The 21012-nt window shown below is 42.9% G+C and carries 15 protein-coding genes; 14 read left to right on the top strand and 1 reads right to left on the bottom strand.

Features of this window, described 5'->3' with window-relative positions:
* Positions 1-76 precede the first annotated feature (76 nt).
* Positions 77-4258: a formate dehydrogenase subunit alpha gene (fdhF, locus tag L4D09_RS20375; protein WP_428459367.1), complete on the top strand. Its 4182-nt coding sequence runs from the start codon at positions 77-79 to the stop codon at positions 4256-4258.
* Between the two features lie 95 nt (positions 4259-4353).
* Here fdhF and L4D09_RS20380 read toward each other — a convergent pair whose 3' ends face one another.
* Positions 4354-4833, bottom strand: a complete 480-nt coding sequence (locus tag L4D09_RS20380) for a hypothetical protein (protein WP_428459368.1) — start codon at positions 4831-4833, stop codon at positions 4354-4356.
* Positions 4834-5074: 241 nt separating this feature from the next.
* On the opposite strand from L4D09_RS20380, the gene L4D09_RS20385 reads away from it, so the two are divergent.
* From L4D09_RS20385 to L4D09_RS20445, 13 genes are all read left to right on the top strand, one after another.
* Complete coding sequence (locus L4D09_RS20385) at positions 5075-7168, top strand: TonB-dependent siderophore receptor (RefSeq protein WP_428459369.1); 2094 nt, start codon at positions 5075-5077, stop codon at positions 7166-7168.
* 185 nt (positions 7169-7353) lie between these two features.
* Entirely contained in the window at positions 7354-8115 is a 762-nt protein-coding gene (locus tag L4D09_RS20390) for a DUF3450 domain-containing protein (RefSeq protein ID WP_428459370.1), read from the top strand.
* A gap of 1 nt (position 8116) precedes the next feature.
* Complete coding sequence (locus tag L4D09_RS20395) at positions 8117-9451, top strand: MotA/TolQ/ExbB proton channel family protein (protein WP_428459371.1); 1335 nt, start codon at positions 8117-8119, stop codon at positions 9449-9451.
* Positions 9451-10014, top strand: a complete 564-nt coding sequence (locus tag L4D09_RS20400; protein ID WP_428459372.1) for a MotA/TolQ/ExbB proton channel family protein — start codon at positions 9451-9453, stop codon at positions 10012-10014. The genes L4D09_RS20395 and L4D09_RS20400 overlap by 1 nt, the downstream gene beginning before the upstream one ends.
* Positions 10011-10415: an ExbD/TolR family protein gene (locus L4D09_RS20405; protein ID WP_428459373.1), complete on the top strand. Its 405-nt coding sequence runs from the start codon at positions 10011-10013 to the stop codon at positions 10413-10415. Before L4D09_RS20400 ends, L4D09_RS20405 begins: the two co-directional genes overlap by 4 nt.
* Entirely contained in the window at positions 10415-11029 is a 615-nt protein-coding gene (locus tag L4D09_RS20410; protein ID WP_428459374.1) for an energy transducer TonB, read from the top strand. Before L4D09_RS20405 ends, L4D09_RS20410 begins: the two co-directional genes overlap by 1 nt.
* Entirely contained in the window at positions 11026-12189 is a 1164-nt protein-coding gene (locus L4D09_RS20415) for a hypothetical protein (RefSeq protein ID WP_428459375.1), read from the top strand. The genes L4D09_RS20410 and L4D09_RS20415 overlap by 4 nt, the downstream gene beginning before the upstream one ends.
* A 340-nt stretch (positions 12190-12529) precedes the next feature.
* The gene (gene fusA / locus L4D09_RS20420; protein ID WP_428459376.1) at positions 12530-14551 is read left to right on the top strand and encodes an elongation factor G; all 2022 of its coding nucleotides are present in this window, start codon (positions 12530-12532) and stop codon (positions 14549-14551) included.
* Between the two features lie 343 nt (positions 14552-14894).
* Positions 14895-17033, top strand: a complete 2139-nt coding sequence (locus L4D09_RS20425; RefSeq protein ID WP_428459377.1) for a metallophosphoesterase — start codon at positions 14895-14897, stop codon at positions 17031-17033.
* Between the two features lie 397 nt (positions 17034-17430).
* Positions 17431-18273, top strand: a complete 843-nt coding sequence (locus L4D09_RS20430; RefSeq protein WP_428459378.1) for a DUF3100 domain-containing protein — start codon at positions 17431-17433, stop codon at positions 18271-18273.
* Positions 18266-18736, top strand: coding sequence for a hypothetical protein (locus tag L4D09_RS20435; RefSeq protein WP_428459379.1), 471 nt, complete (start codon positions 18266-18268; stop codon positions 18734-18736). The genes L4D09_RS20430 and L4D09_RS20435 overlap by 8 nt, the downstream gene beginning before the upstream one ends.
* An 82-nt stretch (positions 18737-18818) precedes the next feature.
* Positions 18819-19979: a M20 aminoacylase family protein gene (locus tag L4D09_RS20440; protein ID WP_428459380.1), complete on the top strand. Its 1161-nt coding sequence runs from the start codon at positions 18819-18821 to the stop codon at positions 19977-19979.
* Positions 19980-19996: 17 nt separating this feature from the next.
* Entirely contained in the window at positions 19997-20902 is a 906-nt protein-coding gene (locus L4D09_RS20445; RefSeq protein WP_428459381.1) for a LysR family transcriptional regulator, read from the top strand.
* Positions 20903-21012: the final 110 nt, after the last annotated feature.

A 21012-nucleotide genomic window follows, 5' to 3' on the forward strand; every position in this document is an offset into this window, starting at 1 on the left:
ACTAAGAAAAGAGCTGTTTTAAAACAGTCTGATTAATCATCGTCGGTTACAGTACCAGCAACAGAATGAGGCAAATATGATTAATATCAAAATCGATGGAAAGATCATCGCTGTTGATGGTCAGCAGTCAATACTTGATATCGCGGACTCGCACCAAATTGAAATTCCTTCACTGTGTGGCCTTAACCGCAATGGTGAAAAAGTACCTTGTGATTTATGTATGGTCGAAATTGATGGAAATGGCATGCAGCGAGCATGTGAAACCTTCCCTCAATCAGACATGGAAGTAACAACGCAAAGTGAAGCACTGTCTGCAACTCGTCGTCAATCGCTCAACCGTATAATGTCGGACCATTATGCCGATTGTGAAGCGCCATGCCAGACAGCGTGTCCAGCAGGTGTTGATATTCAGTCGTATCTCTATCACATATCCCAAAACGATCATCAAAAAGCGGTTGAAGTGATTAAACGTACTTTACCGATGCCGTTATCGATTGGTCGAGTGTGTCCAGCATTCTGTGAAACCGAGTGTCGTCGCGGCATCGTTGACGAGCCAATTGCTATACGTCAATTGAAGCGTCATGCCGCTGATATTGATTTAGAAGCTCAAGAGCAATACGTACCAGAACGTAAAGCTGATAAAGGAAAATCTGTTGCCGTTATCGGTAGTGGCCCTGGCGGGTTAAGTTGTGGCTATTACTTAAGTAATGAGGGTTACACTGTAACTGTTCTGGAGTCAATGCCACAAGCTGGTGGTTGGTTACGTTACGGTATTCCTGAATATCGTTTACCAAAAGCGATTCTAGATAAAGAAATCGAATTGATTTGTCGTAATGGTATGGAAGTTCAAACGAACACCGTACTGGGCAAAGACGTCATGCTTTCAGATGTGATGACTCAGTACGATGCCGTGTGTTTGGCAGTAGGGGCATCTCAAGCTGTAGAAATGAATTATACAGGTAGTGATCTTGATGGTTGTTACTTAGGTGTCGATTATCTAAAAGATTATGTCACCACAAAAAATTACACGACAGGTAAAAAAGTAGCGGTTATTGGTGGTGGTAACACCGCGATTGACTGTGCACGTACAGCAGTACGCGATGGTGCGGATACCACGCTTATTTACCGTCGTACCCGTGATGAAATGCCTGCTGAAGATTATGAGATTGTTGAAGCAGAGCATGAAGGCGTTAAGTTCCATTTCTTGACAAACCCTGTTGAAAATATGGCTGATGAAAATGGTCGTGTGACAGAGGTGAAGCTTGAGATAATGGCATTGGGTGAGCCTGACTCATCAGGTCGCCGCCGCCCACAAGCAACTGGTGAATACTTTACAGAACATTTTGATACTTTGGTTTCAGCGGTATCGCAAAAGCCTGATTTATCGTTCCTTGACAATGATACTGTTGAGCTACCAGTGACTCGTTGGTTAACACTGGAGTCGGACGCTAACACCATGCACGCAGGGGTAGAAAACCTGTTCAGTATCGGTGATTTCCGTCGTGGCCCTGCAACCGCAATTGAAGCCGTTGCCGATGGTCGTGTCGCTGCTGAGGCAATTGACCGCTTCTTTAATGGTGATATGGAGCATATCCCGGTTAAGCCATTTAATTCGCAAAAAGCCGCGAAAGTAAAAGAGGTCGATCCTAAGCAGTTTGCGGGGATTCAAAAAGCGATGCGATCAATCATGCCTGAGCTAACAGCAGAGCAGCGTGAACTGAGCTTTGATGAAGTTGAAACTGGCTTTATCAATGAAGAAGCGATGCGTGAAGCTGCGCGTTGTCTCGAGTGTGGTTGCCAAGCGAATACAGATTGTAAATTGCGTGACTACTCCACAGAATACAAGGTCGATAAAGACGAACTGGATATGTCTAGTTGTCAGAAATTTGCCGTAGATGATAGCTCTGAATTTATTGTCTTTGATGCTAACCGCTGTATCAGTTGTGGTCAGTGTGTCGATACTTGTAATGAAAAAGCCGTACATGGCGTATTAAGCTTCATGAAAAATGAAGATGGTACCAGTGCGAAGCGCCCAGAGTGCCGCCCAGGTTTTGAGGGTGGCTATGATATGGGTGACTCTAACTGTGTGCAGTGTGGTGCGTGTGTGCAGGTGTGTCCTACGGGCGCTTTAAGTGATGCACGTGATAAATCACAAGGCCGTATCGAAATGCTTAAGCCAGTAGACACTATTTGTACCTACTGTGGTGTCGGCTGTAAGGTCACCATGTTTGTGGATGAAAGCCGCAATCAGATCCGTTATGTGCAGGGTGCAAAGGACTCGCCAGTCAACCAAGGCATGTTGTGTGTGAAAGGTCGTTTTGGTTTTGACTTCATTCAGAGCCAAGAACGTCTTGAACAGCCACTTATTCGTAAGAACGGCAAGCTTGAACCTGCTAGCTGGGATGAAGCGATAGAACTTGTAGCCAGTAAATTTACGGGCATTAAAACCGAGTTTGGTGGTAATGCATTGGCTGGGTTCTCTTCTGCGAAAACCACCAATGAAGATAACTTTGCTTTCCAGAAGTTTATCCGCCGTGAGCTAGGAACGAATAACGTCGATCACTGTGCTCGCCTGTGTCACTCAACAACGGTTACGGGACTTGAGGCGTCACTGGGTAGTGGGGCAATGACCAATGATATTCCAAGTATCGCACACTCTGATCTGATCTTTATCATCGGCTCGGATACAACAGCTGCTCACCCGATTATTGGGTCGCATATTAAACAAGCAATCCGTAATAACGGTGCAAGATTGGTTGTTGCTGATCCTAAACGCGTAGATATAGCCGACCATGCCCAGCTTTATGTTGCGCACCGTCCGGGTACGGATGTGATGCTATTTAACGGCATTATGCAGCAGATCATCAAAAACGATTGGCAAGATGATGCTTACATTGCAGAACGAGTAAATGGCTTTGATGAGTTAAAATCTGAAGTCATGAGCGATGCATATTCGCCGGAAAAAGTTGAATTAGTGACGGGTGTTAAACAAGCTGATTTACTTGAAATGGCTGAACTTATTGGTACCGCTGAACGTACTGCAATTTACTATTCTATGGGTATAACGCAGCATACGACGGGTCACGATAATGTACGCTCCGTTGCCAACCTTCAAATGTTATGTGGCAATATTGGTATTGAAGGTGGTGGTATCAACCCACTTCGTGGTCAGTCGAACGTACAAGGTGCCTGTGATATGGGGGCGCTACCGTGGGATCTTCCTGGCTATCAAAAAGTCTACAACAAGGAAGCTCATGCAAAATTTGCCAAGGCTTGGGAACGACCAGATCTACCTGCTGAAGCTGGTTTAACATTAACTGAAATTGTCGATGCAGCATGTAAAAAGCAGGTGCGCGGTTTGTATGTTATGGGTGAAAACCCAGTAATGAGCGACCCTGACCAGACACACGTATTAGAAGCGATTGATACACTCGACTTCTTAGTCGTGCAAGACATCTTCATGACGGAAACGGCACAGCTAGCTGATGTTGTTCTGCCTTCTTATTCTTTTGCTGAAAAAGCAGGGCACTTTACTAACACCGAACGACGTGTACAGCGCCTATCACCAGCGATAAAAGCACCGGGTGTGGCGAAAGAAGATTGGGTGATCATTCAGGATATTGCAAATGCGATGGGCAGTGATTGGGAATATCAATCAGTAAAAGATATCACTGAAGAGATCACGCAACTGACCCCGCAATATGCTGGTATTACGTGGGATCGAATTGGCCGAGATGGATTGCAGTGGCCTTGTCGTGATGATGAGCACCCAGGCACGCGTATCATGCACCAAGAAACGTTCCTTCGTGGTAAAGGTGAAATGGCCGCGGTTCCATTCCGCTATGCAGCTGAGTTACCTGATGAAGAGTATCCGTTGATCCTAACAACAGGTCGTTTGCTTGAGCAATTCCATACAGGCACGATGACGCGTAAGACCAAAGGGTTGGATAACCTAGCAGGTCCACGTGCGATGATCTCTGTAGTAGATGCTGAGCGATTAGGGGTTTCCAACGGGGAAATGCTTCGAGTTTCGACTCGTCGTGGCAGTATCGAAACGCCAGCCTTTGTGACTAAGCGTATGCAAGCGGGCGTTGTATTTGTCCCATTCCACTTTGTGGAATCAGCGGCAAATAAATTGACGGTGACTGCGACTGATCCACATGCCAAGATCCCTGAATTTAAGGTCGCGGCAGTGAAAGTAGAAAAGGTACTCGTAGGGTCGCCTGCAATTGAAGCGGTAGCCAGTACGACGGTTTAACCACCGTTCTGGTTCGCATAAAAAAACACCCAGCTATGCTGGGTGTTTTCTTTTATGTTTTTTTCAGTTTTTGTATTCTGTGAGAACAGTAAAACTTACTTTTTGTTTAACTTGTCAGTATCAATGACATTCTTGAACTTATTGGCTTTTTTCAGCAAATAAGCAACATCAGGTGGGAAGTCTTTGTTTGATTTGGCATGAGTCATCATATCAAACACAGTGAATTCCGTTAGAATTGCATATTGATAAGACGTAAAGTTGCCTTCAACCTGTAAGGTAGGATCATAATACTTATCACCCTTACGGATAATAGCGTGATCAATTACCTTCTCTTCACAGCGGTAACCTAAGACATAGCGTTCACCTCTGCCATAAATTACGTTCATGTAGCTGTTATAAAAACACTCGCCCTCTGCTTTTGTAGAGCTTTCAAGCATTTCATCATCCATCGCTTCGACAGTTACAATGCGCATTTTATCGGCTTTATAATTTAGATCTGTCAGTTGGCGACGAATGTCATCAAGGTTTACTTCAGTCACTTCAAATGTACCGGATATCAATAAAAACAGTGTCATTATACCTATGAGTGAGAAAAATGGCACGATTTCATAGAGCATGAATGTTCTGACATAGTATGAAATTAAAAATTTACATAATTTTACGAATGCAAAGAATGTAAATTAACTGCAAATAATAATGATTATCACTTATATTCCGTTCCAGCTATTAAACAGCAGCGTTTATATGTACTTAGCTAGCCTTTAATTACAAATCAAACCCAAAGGCGAGTACGAAATTTTTTTGGAGTAACGGAATATGTTTTCAAAAAGTCAGCTGACTTTACTTATTGGTGCAATCCTTTCTGTACCAATGGCTCAAGCCCAAACCCACAATGAAACAACTGATGTCGATGAGCATATGGTTGTTACGGGTCGAGACTACGGCTATAAGGCCGACACAAATACTTCTGCAATGCGCATCGAAGCCACACAGTTGGAAACTCCGGGACAGGTTTCCGTTATTGATGAGCAGGTAATCGATGAGCAGCGTGCGAGCACTTTGGGTGAAGTACTTCAGAATGACTCAAGTGTTTCAGCTGGTGGCACAGGTCGTAACCGCGAAACATTTAAACTACGTGGTTTTGACTTAAGCAGTGGCGATAGTTTCCTGCGTGATGGTAAACAGCACTGGTCGCACTACCGTCAACCCATTGAACTGCTAGAGCGTGTTGAAGTATTAAAAGGCCCAGCAGGTCTTCTATACGGTAAATCGGCACCGGGTGGTTTGGTTAATATGGTGGCCAAAAAGCCAACCTACGAAACTCAAGTACATGTAAGTCAAGATATTGGTTCGAACAACGAGTCACGTACTGTTGCTGATGTAAGCGGTTCATTAAATGATGACCAAACATTACGTGCTCGTGCAGTTGTGGCAAAACATAGCTACGACTCATGGCGCCGTTACACTGATGGCAGTACGCCATCGACTGAACGCTTTGTTGGTGGTTTATTTGTCGATTACGACATTAATGACAAGGTGACTGTTTCTTTCCATTACGACCGTACTAACGATAACGGCAGCGTTGATACTGGCGCTTACATTGTTGATGGTAAGCCAGTACTGGGCGACAAACATATCTGGGATGCGCAATGGTCTAATATCGAAAACGATGTTGAAAATATCGGTGTTGATGTAAAAGCTGATCTGAACGATACATGGCGTGTAGCCGTTAGCTATAACCACCAAGATTTTGAGCGTCGTGATATTGAGAGCTTCTCTGATCCATCAAGCTACGATCCAGCGACAGGAACATTTAGCTACCGTGGTTATGACCGCTGGGATAACTGGCAGTTTGATACAGCTAATGTTGATTTCGTCGGTGAATTTGATGCGCTAGGTGTTTCTCACCAGATGTTGGTTGGTGCTAACTGGTTAGGGTATTACTACAAGAGCCAAAGCCAGTCGATTAAAGGTCAAGTCGGTACAGTAGGTGAGCCGTTAGATAAACCTGAAGATCTTCATTATACCAATGGTGATGTGAAAGATCCTTCAGAGTATGATCACTATGGTTTGTACATCCAAGATATGGTTACGCTAAATGACCAATGGCAAGTATTAGCTGGTGTACGTTTCGATAAATCTGAAACCTCGGTAGATACTTACAATAATGTATTACCAAAAGCAGCAGTGATTTTCCATCCTGCAGAAAACGGTTCAATCTACGCAACATACTCTGAAAGCTTTGAGCCAAAAGATCCTGTTGATAACGACATGGATATGAACAACGGTAAAGAGCTTGATCCTGTAAAAGGTAAACTGTACGAGCTAGGTACTAAGTGGGAGTTGCTTGATAGCCAACTGTACTTATCTGGTGCTGTGTTTGATATCACACAGGAAAATATTGTTGTTACTCAAACAATAACGGGCGACCCAGATTTTGATTCACGTACAACTCAAGCTGGTGAGCAAGTGCACCGCGGTGCCGAGTTTGCAGCGTCTGGTTTTGTAACCGACAAGTTCGCACTGAACGCAAGCATGACTTATCTTGATGCTGAAATTAAAGACCCAACTGATTCAAGCATTGATGGTAACCGCCCAGCAGACGTACCTGAGTTTGCAGCTAGCATTTGGTCACGTTACTCAGTAGCAAATAACACCGATGTTAACCTTGGTTTGTTCTACGAAGGTGATCGTTACGGTGACGAGCAAAATACTTACAAGAAAGATGCTTATACTCGCGTCGATGCCGGTATTGCTCACACTATCAAGTATGATCAAAACCTAGATGTTATCATGCGACTTAACGTGAATAACCTGTTTGATACTGACTACCTAGCAGGTGGCAGCCAAACTAAGACCGTTATCGGAGAAGGTCGTAACTATATGGCGACTTTACAATTACGTTACTAATGATCTGAGTCAAAGGGGAAGTGGATACTTCCCCTTTATTCTTAAAAAAGAATTTAAATGAGATTTGTTTTTATTTACAATATTGCGACTGAAGCCCAGTAAATTCACTGGGTATATTTGTTTCTAGTACCGTTACATTCACTAAGTGAATTGTTTTTAATTATTTGAAAAGTATTGATTACACGATGAACCTAAAAAAATCGAGCCTTGCACTGATGATGTTAAGTCTTGTTTCTGGCGCACATGCCAGTACGTTGGGCGATGCTCGTTCTATTGAGAATTCAATGAACAGCGCCTCAGCAACAAGCCAGAAGAAAATAGATAAAAGCGCGGAAGCACGTCTGTCGATGATGGCAGAAATAGAACAGCTTCAGGAAGAAGTAAAAAACCTGACTGTTTATCGTGATCACCTTGCTAACTTGGTGGATAACCAAGAGGCAGAGGTTGGAAGCATCAATTCACAAATTGATGGTATTCAAGATACCCGCCAAGGCGTTGTACCCTTGATGTACCAGATGATCGATGGCCTTAAAGCGTTAGTGGCAAGTGACAAACCTATTCGCCATGAATTACGTTTAGCACGTATAGAAAAGCTAGATAAGATGATGGTTCAGGCAGATATCAGTGATGCTGAAAAGTACCGCCGTATTCTAGAAGCTTACCAAATCGAAATGGATTACGGTACTAAGCTGGGCATGTACCAAGGCCAGATAAACCTTGATAGTAACCAGATCGAAGCCGATATGCTTTACCTAGGCCGTATTTCTTTGGTTGCTCGTAGCCTTGATGGTAAGCAGTTCTGGGGCTGGAATGATTCAACATCTAGTTGGCAGTCACTGGATAATAGTTTTGCGAAAGGTATCAATAAAGCCTTTGCGATTGCATCTAAACAAGCAGCACCAAGCCTACTAACCTTACCTGTATCTGTTAACGTGGAGACGAAGTAACATGAAAATCAAAACGTTAGCAGCGGTTTTGTGCCTTTTCTCTATGCCTTTCGCTGTTTCAGCAAATACGGCGTTGGTTGAAAAAACTCAGCAAGCACAACAAGTAGAACGAACTCATAATGCGCAGCGTGAAAAAGGCTTTGTATTAACAGAGCAGGAAGTTCGTGCCCAGCGCGATGCTCTCATTAAGCAGCAAAAACAATTACAGCGTGAAACAGAGCAACTGAGTAACACATTCAGTAAAAACGAAACCAAGCTGGCTAAATTGGAAGAGCAGTTACGCCTTGAAACAGGTAGCTTAGGTGAGTTGTTTGGGGTTGTTCGTCAAGCAGCAAAAGACCTTGATGCTGAAATGGCTTTCTCGGTAACGGGTGTCGATCGCAATGAGTATCGTGATGTCATCAACACGATCGTTGAAGCGAGAACATTACCATCACTGCCACAGTTGAATGGCTTATGGAAAGGGCTTGAAGACCAAATTTCTGCCAGTCGTGAAATGCGGACTGTTAGCGTACCGTTTATTAATGGTGAAGGTCACCAAGCAAATGTTGATGCCTACCGTTTGGGCAGCATTGGTTTGATTGGAACTCAAGGCTACTTGGCGTGGGATGGTGAGCGTGAAGCGGCAAAGGCTTATCTAAAGCAGCCTGAAAAAGGCCCTCTATTTACGAATCTTGATCAATTACAGCAAACGGGTTTACAAGCTGCTGTTGTTGACCCTTCGCGCGGGATCATGCTTGAACAACTGGCGAATTCGCCAACGCTTTCTGATCGTTTAGAACACGGTGGGGTCGTTGGTAAAATCATCCTTGGTTTACTTGCGGTTGGTTTAGCTATTTCATTGTTCCGTGGCGCAAAATTAACAGTTATTCGTCAGCAAATACGCAAGCAATTAAAAGAGCCAACTAAACCGGGTAACAATCCGTTAGGTCGCGTGCTTGGGGTATACAACAAAGAGCAGCAGCGCAGTGTTGAAGCACTTGAGTTACGTTTACTCGAAGCCATTGTTGATGAACAACAAGGCTTAGAGAAAGGCCTTTCTATGCTGAAGCTATTGGCGGCACTTGCGCCAATGCTCGGTCTGCTTGGTACAGTTACAGGTATGATTGAAACCTTCCAAGTGATTACCCAGTTTGGTAATGGCGACCCAACAGTTATGGCTGGCGGTATCTCGATGGCGCTTATCACAACGGTGCTTGGTCTTGTTGCTGCGATGCCACTCTTGCTGGCCCACAATATTCTGAGTACGCAGGCTGATAACATTCGTAGCATCCTAGAGAAGCAGGGTATCAGTCTTGTTGCCGAACAAGCTGAAAAAGCAGGAATCCCAGCATAATGGAAAACAGTCTTTATGAAGTGCCTTTGATACATACATCGGTCTTCGAAGCCTGGTGGTATTCATTAGAACAGTTCATGAACCAAGGCGGCCAGATTTTATGGTGGTTGGCTGCTGTGGTGATTTTTTGTTGGGTATTAGTTATCGAACGTGTGTTGTATTTATTGATGACATACCCAAAACAAAAAAGAGAATGGTTAGCACAATGGCAGGTAAGGGAAGACCAAACGTCTTGGTACGCACATGCTTTGCGTGATGGCTGGTTAAGTCAGGCACACATTGCATTGAATCAAAATTTGAATCTTATCAAAGTGCTGGTGGCCATATGCCCAATGTTGGGTCTACTGGGCACAGTAACAGGTATGATCTCGGTTTTTGATGTCATGGCGACCCAAGGGAGTAGCCAGCCAAAGCTAATGGCTTCAGGTATCTCGTTGGCAACATTACCAACAATGGCAGGAATGGTTGCGGCGCTGTCGGGCATGTTCGTTCATGCTCGACTATCAAAAGCCTGCCACCTGCGTGAAATTAAGTTAGAAAAATTATTAAGGAGCCAGCGATGAGACTAAGCCGTCCATCTTCTGCCCGCGAAGAAGCCCAAGTAGACTTAACCTCTATGCTGGATATCGTTTTCATTATGTTGATCTTCTTCATTGTGACGAGTTCGTTTGTACGAGAGTCAGGTGTAGAAGTTAACCGTCCGCAGGCAAGTAATGTGGTTAGTCAAAAAGATGCGGGTATTTTTGTGGCGATTACTTCTGCTAACGACATCTATATTGATAAGCGTGTTGTTGATGTTGAGCGTGTGCAAGCCACACTTGAACACCTATTGCTTGAGCAACCAGAGGCGTCTTTGGTTATCCAAGCGGATGAACATGCTTATAACGGCACTGTTGTGAAAGTAATGGACGCTGCAAAAGGAGCGGGTGTGAAGGGTATCGCGCTGGCTGCGGAGAGGCGCTAATGTTTCGGATTCTCATCGCGTTGCCTGCCGCGTTTGCGATGGCGCTCGGCTTATTTACTTTTATGGCATGGATGGTCGATAACGGCCATCAACGTGCACAAGAAGATAAGCAGCCATTGGCATTTGATATGGTTATGGTTGAACAAGAGCGTGAAGCTCAACGTCGTCAACGTACTGTACCAGAGAAGCCAGACACGCCAGAACCACCACCGGAAGCAGTTCCTACATCTAGCCAAGCTGTAACCAATACAGCCATGCCAACGATGCCAAGTTTGAATCTGGATACTGCGGTTTCAGGCCTAGCGATTAATGTACCGACGTTTTCGGATTTTGGTGCTAATCAGCAGGCAATGCCACTATACCGTGTTGAGCCTCGTTATCCATCTCGTGCGATGAAGCAGGGGGCTGAGGGTTACGTTGTTATGTCGTTTACAATTGATACGCAAGGTAGGCCAACTGATATTAATGTGATAGAAGCACAGCCACGCCGATTGTTCGAACGTGAAGCGATGCGTGCATTGAAAAAATGGAAATATCAGCCGAAAGTTGTTGATGGCAAAGCTATTGCCCAGCTAGGTCAAACAGTCAGACTGGAGTTTAAATTACAAAAATGATGAAGAGATTCGCGTTTGTTATCGCTTTGGTTCTGGCTTCTGCACCAGTCTTAGCTGAACTTTCACAGTTTACTGCTGGTAGAGTGCAGCGTGCCAATACGTTACAACAAGAAGAAAAGCTTGATGAAGCCATCGCGCTACTGAAAGATCTCGATCCTTCTCGTGCTTATGATCAAGCTTTTGTTCAACGTATGCTTGGGGTGTTCTATTGGCAGCAAGGTAATTTATCATCGGCGATTGATTACTTATCAAACGCGGTGAAATCTGGTTTGTTGCAAGATGAGCAAGCATGGGTTACGCAGCGTATGCTGGCTGATATATTACTCTCTGATGAGCAGTTTAAACAGGCTTTGCCACATTACTATGCATTAACTAAGTCAATTCCTGATACTCAGAAAGCAGATGAGCTGTGGTTGCGTATAGCTCAAGCTCACTACCAAGTTGAAGAATGGCAACCTGTGCTTAAAGCCATTGAACAGCATAAGCGTTTTGCATCGAAAGTTGATGTACAGCCACTAACAATTAAGCTGGGGGCTCAGCTACAACTTAAACAGTGGAAGGCTTCCATTCCAACGTTAGAAGCGCTTATTGCCTTAGAGCCTGAAAAAGTGGTTTGGTGGCAACAGCTCGCGGGTATTCAGCTTCGTCTCGGCCAGTCAAAAAATACTTTGGGTACACTGGCAATGGCTAAGCGTCAGGGTGTTGAACTCAGCCAACAAGATTTGAAAACGCTAGGTCAGTTGTATGCACAAAATGGCGTACCTGAACGTGCAGCACGTTTGTATGCTGAACTTGATAATGCTGAAACTGATAAAGAATTAGTTTCGACACAGGCACAGTACTGGCAAATGGCAAAAGAGTGGGAAAAGGCAATTGGGCTGTGGCAGTTAGCTGCTAAGCTTGATAGCCAGTATCGCTGGCCTTTAGCGCAATTATTGTTGCAGGAAGGGCATTACGAGTCGGCACTTGCTCAGTTAAATAAAGTGTCAGATAGGAAGCGTGAAGTAGAGGTAGAGCTAGCGAAGGTTCGTGCTTATTATAAGCTGACAGACTTCGAACAAGCGATCATTCATGCAAAACGAGCGGATAATATTAAATCATCATCTGCGTCTCAAAGTTGGATCAAGTACTTAAGCCAAATGCGTAAGATGAATAGCTAAAAACGCTTACCCATCTATTAAGGCCGCAGTTGTGATAACCCCCTGAATTTTTGGGGCGATATTTATCACAGTTGCGGCCTTTTTTATTCACAAGGGTGCTTCAATTTCCTTTGATATGAAATTACTCACAGTAATTTAATGGGTATAGGTTCACTATCATTTAGGTCTATTATTCATACATTATCAATGCATTTACCAGAAACGGGTAATGTGCCTGATACAGTATTGGAACAGTATGCCTATGAAAGTCCCCATAAGAAAAATGACGTGGAAGACGATGTGGCGGTTAATCCGCCATCAATCAGCAACTCCCTCGTTATAATTCTAAAAGGGGACTCTTATGTCTGTGAATGAAATTCGTAATGTTGCATTAGTCGGTCAAAGTGGTGTCGGCAAAACATCACTGGTAGAACGCCTGCTGTTCGACTCCCAATCTTCAACTCACCTCGGAAATGTCAAAGCAGGTGATACCATCACCGATTTCGACACTCAATCTATTCAATATCAACATAGCATCGAGGCAACGCCAGTTTCTGTTACTTGGCAATTACATCGGATGAATATCATTGATACTCCGGGCTTGCCTGAATTACTGGGACGTACGTTAAGTATCTACCCAGCAGTGGAGACAGCAGCCTTAGTACTTGATGCTAACACGCCATTGAATCAACTCTCTGACCGTTTATATAGTTTTGCAAAGCAACAGCAAAAGTGTCAGATGATAATTGTTAATAAGGTTGATCTTAACCCCGATAAGCTTCTGGCTTTAATACAAGAGATTCGTTTGCATTTTGGTGAAGAGTGCTTACCTATTAATTTACCAACAGCTGATGCTCGAGGTATTGTTGATTGTTTCTTTGAACCGGAATATGAGCAAGCAACGTTATTTGATTCAGTTGAGTCCGCCCATGAAAAGTTGATAGATCAGGTTATTGAAGTAGATGAAGACTTGATGGAGTTATACCTAGAGCAAGGTTCGGAGCTGAATCCCGATCAGCTACATGATCCGTTTGAAGAAGCACTCCGTACTGGTCACGTGATCCCTATTTGTTTTGTATCAGCAGAAACAGGCGTTGGGGTTCCATTATTACTCCGAACGATGGCGGAGCTCATGCCTATGCCTGATGAAGGTAATCCGCCGATGCTAGAAAAGAATAGCAAACGAATACGAGTGGATTGTGAGCAACTCGATCACATTGTTGCTCATGTATTTAAAGTCAGCGTTGATCCATATTTAGGCAAATTGGCATACCTACGTGTTTTTCAAGGTGAGATTAACGCAGGCTCGCAGTTATACATTGGCGAAAGTAACAAGGCGTTTAAAGTTGGGCACTTATATCAATTGCAGGGGAAAAAACGGACTGAAATCGGGCGAGCTCGGGCAGGGGATTTTTGCGTACTGGCAAAAGTCGATGACTTAGCTTTTGATTCTGTTGTTCATGACTCGCACGACGAAGACGGTGTGAATATGAGAACGCTTGATTTTCCCGAGCCGATGTATAGCTTGGCTATTCATCCAATAAAACGCGGTGATGAGCAGAAACTGTCTGAGGTTCTGGGTAAAATTGTGGCAGAAGATCCATCACTTCGACTAGAGCATCGATCTCGTACCAATGAAACGGTATTGAGTGGTCAGGGTGAATTCCACCTGAAAGTCGCGTTAGAAAAAATGGCGGCGATCTATAAGATTAACGTTGATACTGAACAACCCGGAATTGAATACTTCGAGACCATCACTCAAGCTGCTGAAGGCCGCTATCGTCATAAAAAGCAAAGCGGTGGTGCGGGTCAATTTGGCGAAGTTCAATTAAGAGTGAAGCCGCTTGAGCGTGGTTCTGGCTTTACTTTTGTGAATAAAGTGGTGGGTGGTGCAATACCGACGTCATTGATCCCGGCGGTTGAGAAAGGCATACGCCAAGCACTCAATGAAGGCGCAATATCTGGCAATCCTATCAAAGACATTGAAGTGACGGTTTATGATGGGAAGTATCATTCAGTCGACTCAAAAGAGATAGCTTTTGTTATTGCGGGTAAAAAAGCGTTTCTTGATGCTGTAAACAATGCGAATCCAATTGTACTTGAGCCGATTGTCGAATTAACGTTGCAAATACCAACACCAGCAGTTGGTGATGTTACTGGCGATTTGGCAGGAAATCGCGGTGTAATTCTTGGTACACAATCTGAAGCAAATAATTTTACGGTTATTGAGGCTCGAGTGCCTCAGAATGAATTAGTTGATTACGCTCAGCGGCTACGTGCAATAACCGGTGGCGAGGGAAGTTTCAACTTACAAATGAGCCATTATGAGCCGGCACCAAGTACGGTTCAAAAGAAAGTTTGTAAAGAAGCTGATGTGCACTAATTACCAATTATGTCGTTTTTCTAATAACGCCCCAATATCTGGGGCGTTTTCACATAAATTTACTCCCCAAAGCTTTATTTTCTAATACTGCTATGAATTCACTATATTGGTTTTGTCTGTAGTGATAGTTTTCCCCACTAATATGCTCATCACTTATTAGGTTATATGTTTATTGTTTTGCATTTTTCCTATGAATGTARATTTCTRGGTTTTCATTAARAGTATGAATTAACTTATCAATTACTATTGTTGGTAATATTTCTGTCATGAAATTATACCGAATTTGTCATTTATAAAGTCTAACCTTCCAGCCGATTTTTGAAGTTTAACCAGGAACATATAAATGAAAAAATGGACTCTGTCGGCATTATCTTTGCTGACAGCAGCAACATTAGTTGGCTGTAATTCAAGCTCGTCAGATGAAGATGATAAAGGTGGATTGGAAACCTCAATTCAAGTCGCTTTTATGCCAGACATTCACTTCCATGACATCTATGGTGATTTCCAAGATGATTCTTTTGATGGTTTACCAAACAGTCAAAGTGGTGAAGGAGCAACTATTCGCACAATGGCGTCGCAGATGGGCTCAACCCGTTTATTTAACGAGAACTATTTTGCGTTATTGGCTGCACTAGATGACATAGTTGACCGCGGTATTAAATATGTTGCGTTGCCTGGTGACTTCAGTGATGACGGCCAGCCTATTCATATGCGCGGCTTGGTAAAGATTTTTGATACGTATCATGAAAAGTATGGCCTAGAGTTTTTTGCCGCGCCGGGTAACCACGATCCAAATCGTCCGTTTATTCAGCCTGCAGGTAAAAGTGACTACCTTGGTGACGGTGGCAAGATGCAGCCAATTTATAGCCTTGAGCATGGTAATTGCCTAAATGCTTCAGCTGCAAGTGACGGCTCTCATCCTGTTATCTGTAGCGATGAAGTGGTGCACTGGGGCTATGAAGATATTATGAATATCTTAGGAACTCACGGTTTCAACCCGCAAGAGAAGTACCATTATTTCGAAACACCGTATAGCAGTGATGAAGCCCGTAATAATTACTCGTTTGATCTTGCCATGGAAGAAGCAAACTACGAAAACCGCATGTATGAAATTTGTCATGAAGGCACTGGTGATGAATATAAACAAGACGGTTTTACCAGTTGTTCAGAGGTACCAGATTCAAGTTATTTAGTGGAACCTGTTGAAGGCTTATGGTTATTAGCGATTGATGCAAATATCTATCAGCCGAAGGAAAATTCAGTCGGTGGGGTGGCTAATCCAGATGATTACGAAGGTTCAGGTAATGCTGGCTATAATATGATGCTAACCCATAAAGCGCATGTAATCGACTGGATCCGTGATGTCGTTAAAGCTGCAAAAGAGCAGAATAAAACCTTGGTATCATTCAGTCACTTTCCAATGACTGAGTTCTATAATGGCGCGTCTGAAGATATTGAAGATTTGTTCGGTGAAGGTAATTTTCAGCTTGGACGTAAACCTGACGAAGAAACCAGTAAAGCGTTAGCGGCAACCGGTTTAAGTGTTCATGTTGGTGGCCATATGCACTTTAATGATACAGGCATGAAGTCTTACAACATTAATGGTGAGCAACATACACTGTTTAATATTCAGGCTCCATCTTTAGCGGGGTATATCCCAGCCTATAAAGTACTTAATATTAGACCAGATAACCAAATTGAAGTGGAGACGGTTATCATTGAGAACGTACCACGTTTCAATGAGTTATTTGAGCATTACCAAGTCGAGCATGAATACCTAACCGCTCAGGCTGGTGATGATGAAAATGCCAAAGCGGAAATTTGGAATGGTGATATTCTAAAATCTGAAACTTATTATGAGCTAACTGACTGGCATATTAAAGAGCTGACTCGCTTACGTTTTTTACCCGGCGATTGGCCTGTTGAAATGCGTAAGATGATCATGAATATGGATGGTGAGCAGATGTTGATCATGTCACAGATTGAAACTGATTTTACTGTTTGTCAGCTTGCGGAAGCTTTGGAGCTACCTTTAACGGGTTGTGCAGCGTTACAGACTAGCGATTTAGCACAGTTCTTAGCCGATTGGCGTAATGCTCGTATTCAAGCAGAGGGCATTGCTGCAGAAAATAGCCTGACATTGGCTGATTTCCGAAGTTGGACCGGTGAAGAATTGGCTGTTGATTTTTACCGCTTACGTAACGCCGACGAATTGGCTTTCCGCGATATCGACCCAGCTGTACTACCACAGTATAAAGTATTAAGCGAAGAGCTCGCTGAATTTGATGGCACAATAGATTCTGAAATTGGTGACTTAGGCCAATATACCGTTGGTGATGTGTTTAAGTCTCGGTTTGGTAGTCTGTTCGTTATTCTGGATAAGTTCGCTACAGGTCAAGCGAGCGACCATTTCTTGATAGATACAGAGAATCAAACATTGACGGATCTTAAAGGCACCGCAAACCGAGAAGCGATGCAATAACCGTTAAGAATGTTTCATAAGCCATGTTGCGAGTAAGCGCCTTGTTTGAATTATCGGGGGCTTCATATGCGACATGGCTTTTTTTGTAATAGCATGAATCCACCTAAAACAATCAATTATGATGCTATTATGTTTCATTGCGGTCTGTTTGACTGCCTCTTTTTATTACTGTGGTTTATTAACCTTTATTGGTGTTACTTGTTAGTGATGCTTACTTGTCTTTATCTTTGTTTATAATTTAACCTTGTAAGATATAAGTATTTAATGATTAAGGCATTATCGTCAGTGTTGCTTTTTTTAGAACGCAGCTTATTAATAATAGCATTGGTTGTTAAATCTACTGCGTGGTTCAATGGTCAGTAGAAGGTGTTTTTTACATGACAAGGGAAGTCAGTACATGGATAGCATTAAAGCTCAACTGTTAAACTTTAAGCTCCATTTTATCGTCATTGCTTTATCTATTATCGCAGAGATGATTGGGGTTATTAAAATTCCAATAGGGTCCAGCAGTATTGTGCTGCTTCCACTCTTTTATTCATTTATATTAGGATTACTTATTAATCCTAATATTGTAAAGAAAGCCAAATCAATAATCTCTGTCGAACAAGCTGAAAAAGCCTCGCCGATTATTTTAATTGCAGTAATGCCATTTCTTGCCAAATTCGGCACATTAATCGGCCCCTCTTTAGATAAAATTTTAAGCGTTGGTCCTGCGATGATATTCCAAGAATTAGGCAACTTGGGAACGATTTTAATTGCAATGCCAGTAGCGATATTGTTGCTTAAGATGGGACGAGAGTCTGTTGGTGCTTGTTTCTCGATTGCTAGAGAGCCTAATATTGCGCTGATTTCTGATAAGTACGGATTAAAGAATCCAGAAGGGATCGGTGTAATGGGTGTGTACGTTATGGGTACTATGTTTGGCACACTTTATTTTGCAATTCTTGCCTCAGTTTTAGCCAACTTAGGTCTGTTCGATGTTAAAGCCCTCGCGATGGCTTGTGGGGTTGGGAGTGGCAGTATGACTGCGGCGTGCTCTGCATCATTATCAGAAATGTACCCAAGCTTGAAAGATGAGATTTTAGCACTAGCTGGCGCGAGTAACTTGTTAACGAATGCGACAGGCTTATTCATTGGGTTGTTTGTTGCATTACCGTTGACTGAGAAACTTTATAAAGTGCTGACAAAGAAAAAAGGTGAGCAGGTAGAAGCTGAATTAGGGAGTGATTCAAATGTCTGAGGTAATCGAAAAACGCCACGTAAATAGCGGCATTAATTTAATCGAATTTGCACTGGTTTTATTCTTTGTTTCTATCATAGCACTGATCTCAAACTGGGCTGGGGCAGGGATTGCGCCGACAGAAGCACTGTTAGGGATGTTTATCATCTACACAATGGTGCTTGTTAGTTTAGTGTTGGCCAAATATATGCCATTTTATCTACCATCGGTTGCTTGGATTTCAATTGTTAGCGTGGGACTAACATTACCGATTTTTCCTGCAGCTGATTGGATTGTGACAAATCTTCAGTCGATTAACTTTTTAAGTCTTGTTACCCCCGTTTTAGCTTATTCAGGCTTGGCAATTAGCAAGCTAGAGATAGACACGTTCAAGAAGTCAGGCTTTAAGATCGTGCTTATTTCTATTCTAGTATTTACCGGTACGTTTATTGGTTCAGCCTTCGTTGCCAACATTCTACTTTAGGTTTGATTACATCTATGGCGACCCCTGATTAAAAAGGGGTCAGCTCATAATAATAACATCATAACAATTTGAGATAAGTGATATGAAAGAGAATGAACTACTATGTCAAGAATTCGAGCAGCAGATGATAGAGTGGCGACGTGATATTCATGCCCACCCTGAAATTGCCTATGAAGAATTCAGAACATCAGAATTTGTCGCGACAAAGCTAAAAGCACTTGGCCTTGAAGTAACATGTGGTATAGGAAAAACAGGCGTTGTTGCAACGCTACAGGGTAACAAAGGCAGTGGTGATGCTATCGCACTTCGTGCTGATATGGATGCATTGTTGATGCAAGAGCTTAATGAGTTTAGCCATTGCTCTGTGCATCAAGGTAAAATGCATGCTTGCGGTCACGATGGTCACACAACGATGCTACTTGGCGCAGCTCACGTATTGGCAAAGAACCCTGATTTTGCTGGCACGGTTCATTTTATTTTTCAGCCGGCTGAAGAGAATGAAGCGGGTGCAAAAGCCATGATTGAAGATGGCTTGTTTGAAAAGTTCCCTGTAAAAGCAGTTTATGGACTTCATAATTGGCCAAACTTACCTGCTGGGGAGGCAGCTGTACATGACAGTGCTGTAATGGCAGCTTTTGATACTTTTGACATTGTTATTAAAGGTAAAGGTGGGCACGGAGCGATGCCACACTTAGCGGCAGACCCAGTTCAAGCGGCAAGTTTAGTTGTGACAGCTTTGCAAAGTATCGTCAGCCGTAATATTGACCCGCAGCAGTCTGGTGTTATTAGTGTTACACAAATTCATGGCGGTGATGCTTATAACGTTATTCCTGAAGATGTTTCATTAAAAGGAACAACGCGTTCATTCTGCCCAGATGTTCGTGATTTGATTGAGACTCGTATGCAGCAGCTTGTTGAGGCAGTTGTTGAAAGTCAGGGTTGTAGCGTTGAATTTAATTATACTCGCCGCTATCCAGCAACGATCAATACCAAGAATGAAGCTCGTGAGTGTCTAAGTACGTTAGAGCTATTGCCTGGGATCAGCAAAGTACACCTTAATCCACCTGCAAGTATGGGCGGTGAAGACTTTGCCTTTATGTTGGAGCAAAATCCCGGTTGTTATATTTGGCTTGGAACCGGTGGTGATTATGGTTTACATAACCCGCACTACGACTTTAATGACAATATGCTAAAAATAGGTGCTAATTATTGGGTGAATCTGGTACAACGATTACTTGCTTAAATTGTTGTAGCAGAGATATGGATAATCGCGCATTAAAGTATTTTGAAGCTGTTGCTAATGCAGGAAGTATACGTGGAGCCTCTGAACAGCTTCACGTTGCTCCATCAGCAATTAGTCGAAAAATCGTACAATTAGAATCAGAGCTTGAAGTACAGCTGATCACTCGATTGGGTAGAGGGATCAGCTTAACGGAAGCTGGTAAAGAACTAACACGATATATAAAAGAGCTCCACCATAAAGAGAACGAATTCTTATCGTATCTTACTGATATGCAGGAATTGAAAACCGGTACTTTGCGTTTAGTGACGGGAGGCGGTTTTATTGATGATTTAATTTTACACTCGGTAACGCGCTTTTCAAAAAAGTACCCAGGTGTAAAGTTGAAGCTAGATGTTTGCGGTGGAGACGACGTGATCAGAAAGGTTCGTCAAGAGGAGGCTGACATTGGTTTAGTCTTAAATTGCCCTTCTACTCCACAGATCGATATTCTCCACAGTGAAAAATTTCAACCGCTATCACTTATTATTAACCCTTATAGTGAGTTAAACCATTTAGATAAATGTTCAATTGAGACGTTAAAGTCAATTCCACTCGCTCTACTTCATAATTCATTTAGTATCAGACAGATAGTTCGCCAATTTGAACTTGCTCATAGCTTTCAGTTGAGTCCGGTTCTAGAATGTAACTCCTTTCAAGCACTAAAGATTTTTGCCCTATCCGGAACAGGAGGCACATTGCTACCTGAAGTATGTGTTGAGAGAGAAATCAAAAATGGCAGCTTGAAAGCCATTCCAATTGAATCTATGCCTTTCGTTGATACTTCGGTTGATCTAATTATGCGTAATGGTCATGAAAAAACGGTTTGCATTCAAAAAATGGCAAATGAAATTATTACTGGAATGTCCGTTTTTTTACCTCGTTAAACCTCTATTATCCATTTGATTGTTGAATATATAGCCATAATTTCAACGTCACTTTTCAATCGATCACATTCATTTTAACTATTTACTCAATAAGCGTGATGCTGCTGACA

Source organism: Photobacterium makurazakiensis (assembly GCF_050336715.1).
In the GTDB taxonomy this organism is placed as follows: Bacteria; Pseudomonadota; Gammaproteobacteria; order Enterobacterales; family Vibrionaceae; genus Photobacterium; species Photobacterium makurazakiensis.

Coding starts and splice junctions, on each gene's coding strand:
- fdhF (WP_428459367.1), top strand. CDS start 77: ATGATTAATATCAAAATCGATGGAAAGATCATCGCTGTTGATGGTCAG.
- L4D09_RS20380 (WP_428459368.1), bottom strand. CDS start 4,833: ATGACACTGTTTTTATTGATATCCGGTACATTTGAAGTGACTGAAGTA.
- L4D09_RS20385 (WP_428459369.1), top strand. CDS start 5,075: ATGTTTTCAAAAAGTCAGCTGACTTTACTTATTGGTGCAATCCTTTCT.
- L4D09_RS20390 (WP_428459370.1), top strand. CDS start 7,354: ATGAACCTAAAAAAATCGAGCCTTGCACTGATGATGTTAAGTCTTGTT.
- L4D09_RS20395 (WP_428459371.1), top strand. CDS start 8,117: ATGAAAATCAAAACGTTAGCAGCGGTTTTGTGCCTTTTCTCTATGCCT.
- L4D09_RS20400 (WP_428459372.1), top strand. CDS start 9,451: ATGGAAAACAGTCTTTATGAAGTGCCTTTGATACATACATCGGTCTTC.
- L4D09_RS20405 (WP_428459373.1), top strand. CDS start 10,011: ATGAGACTAAGCCGTCCATCTTCTGCCCGCGAAGAAGCCCAAGTAGAC.
- L4D09_RS20410 (WP_428459374.1), top strand. CDS start 10,415: ATGTTTCGGATTCTCATCGCGTTGCCTGCCGCGTTTGCGATGGCGCTC.
- L4D09_RS20415 (WP_428459375.1), top strand. CDS start 11,026: ATGATGAAGAGATTCGCGTTTGTTATCGCTTTGGTTCTGGCTTCTGCA.
- fusA (WP_428459376.1), top strand. CDS start 12,530: ATGTCTGTGAATGAAATTCGTAATGTTGCATTAGTCGGTCAAAGTGGT.
- L4D09_RS20425 (WP_428459377.1), top strand. CDS start 14,895: ATGAAAAAATGGACTCTGTCGGCATTATCTTTGCTGACAGCAGCAACA.
- L4D09_RS20430 (WP_428459378.1), top strand. CDS start 17,431: ATGGATAGCATTAAAGCTCAACTGTTAAACTTTAAGCTCCATTTTATC.
- L4D09_RS20435 (WP_428459379.1), top strand. CDS start 18,266: ATGTCTGAGGTAATCGAAAAACGCCACGTAAATAGCGGCATTAATTTA.
- L4D09_RS20440 (WP_428459380.1), top strand. CDS start 18,819: ATGAAAGAGAATGAACTACTATGTCAAGAATTCGAGCAGCAGATGATA.
- L4D09_RS20445 (WP_428459381.1), top strand. CDS start 19,997: ATGGATAATCGCGCATTAAAGTATTTTGAAGCTGTTGCTAATGCAGGA.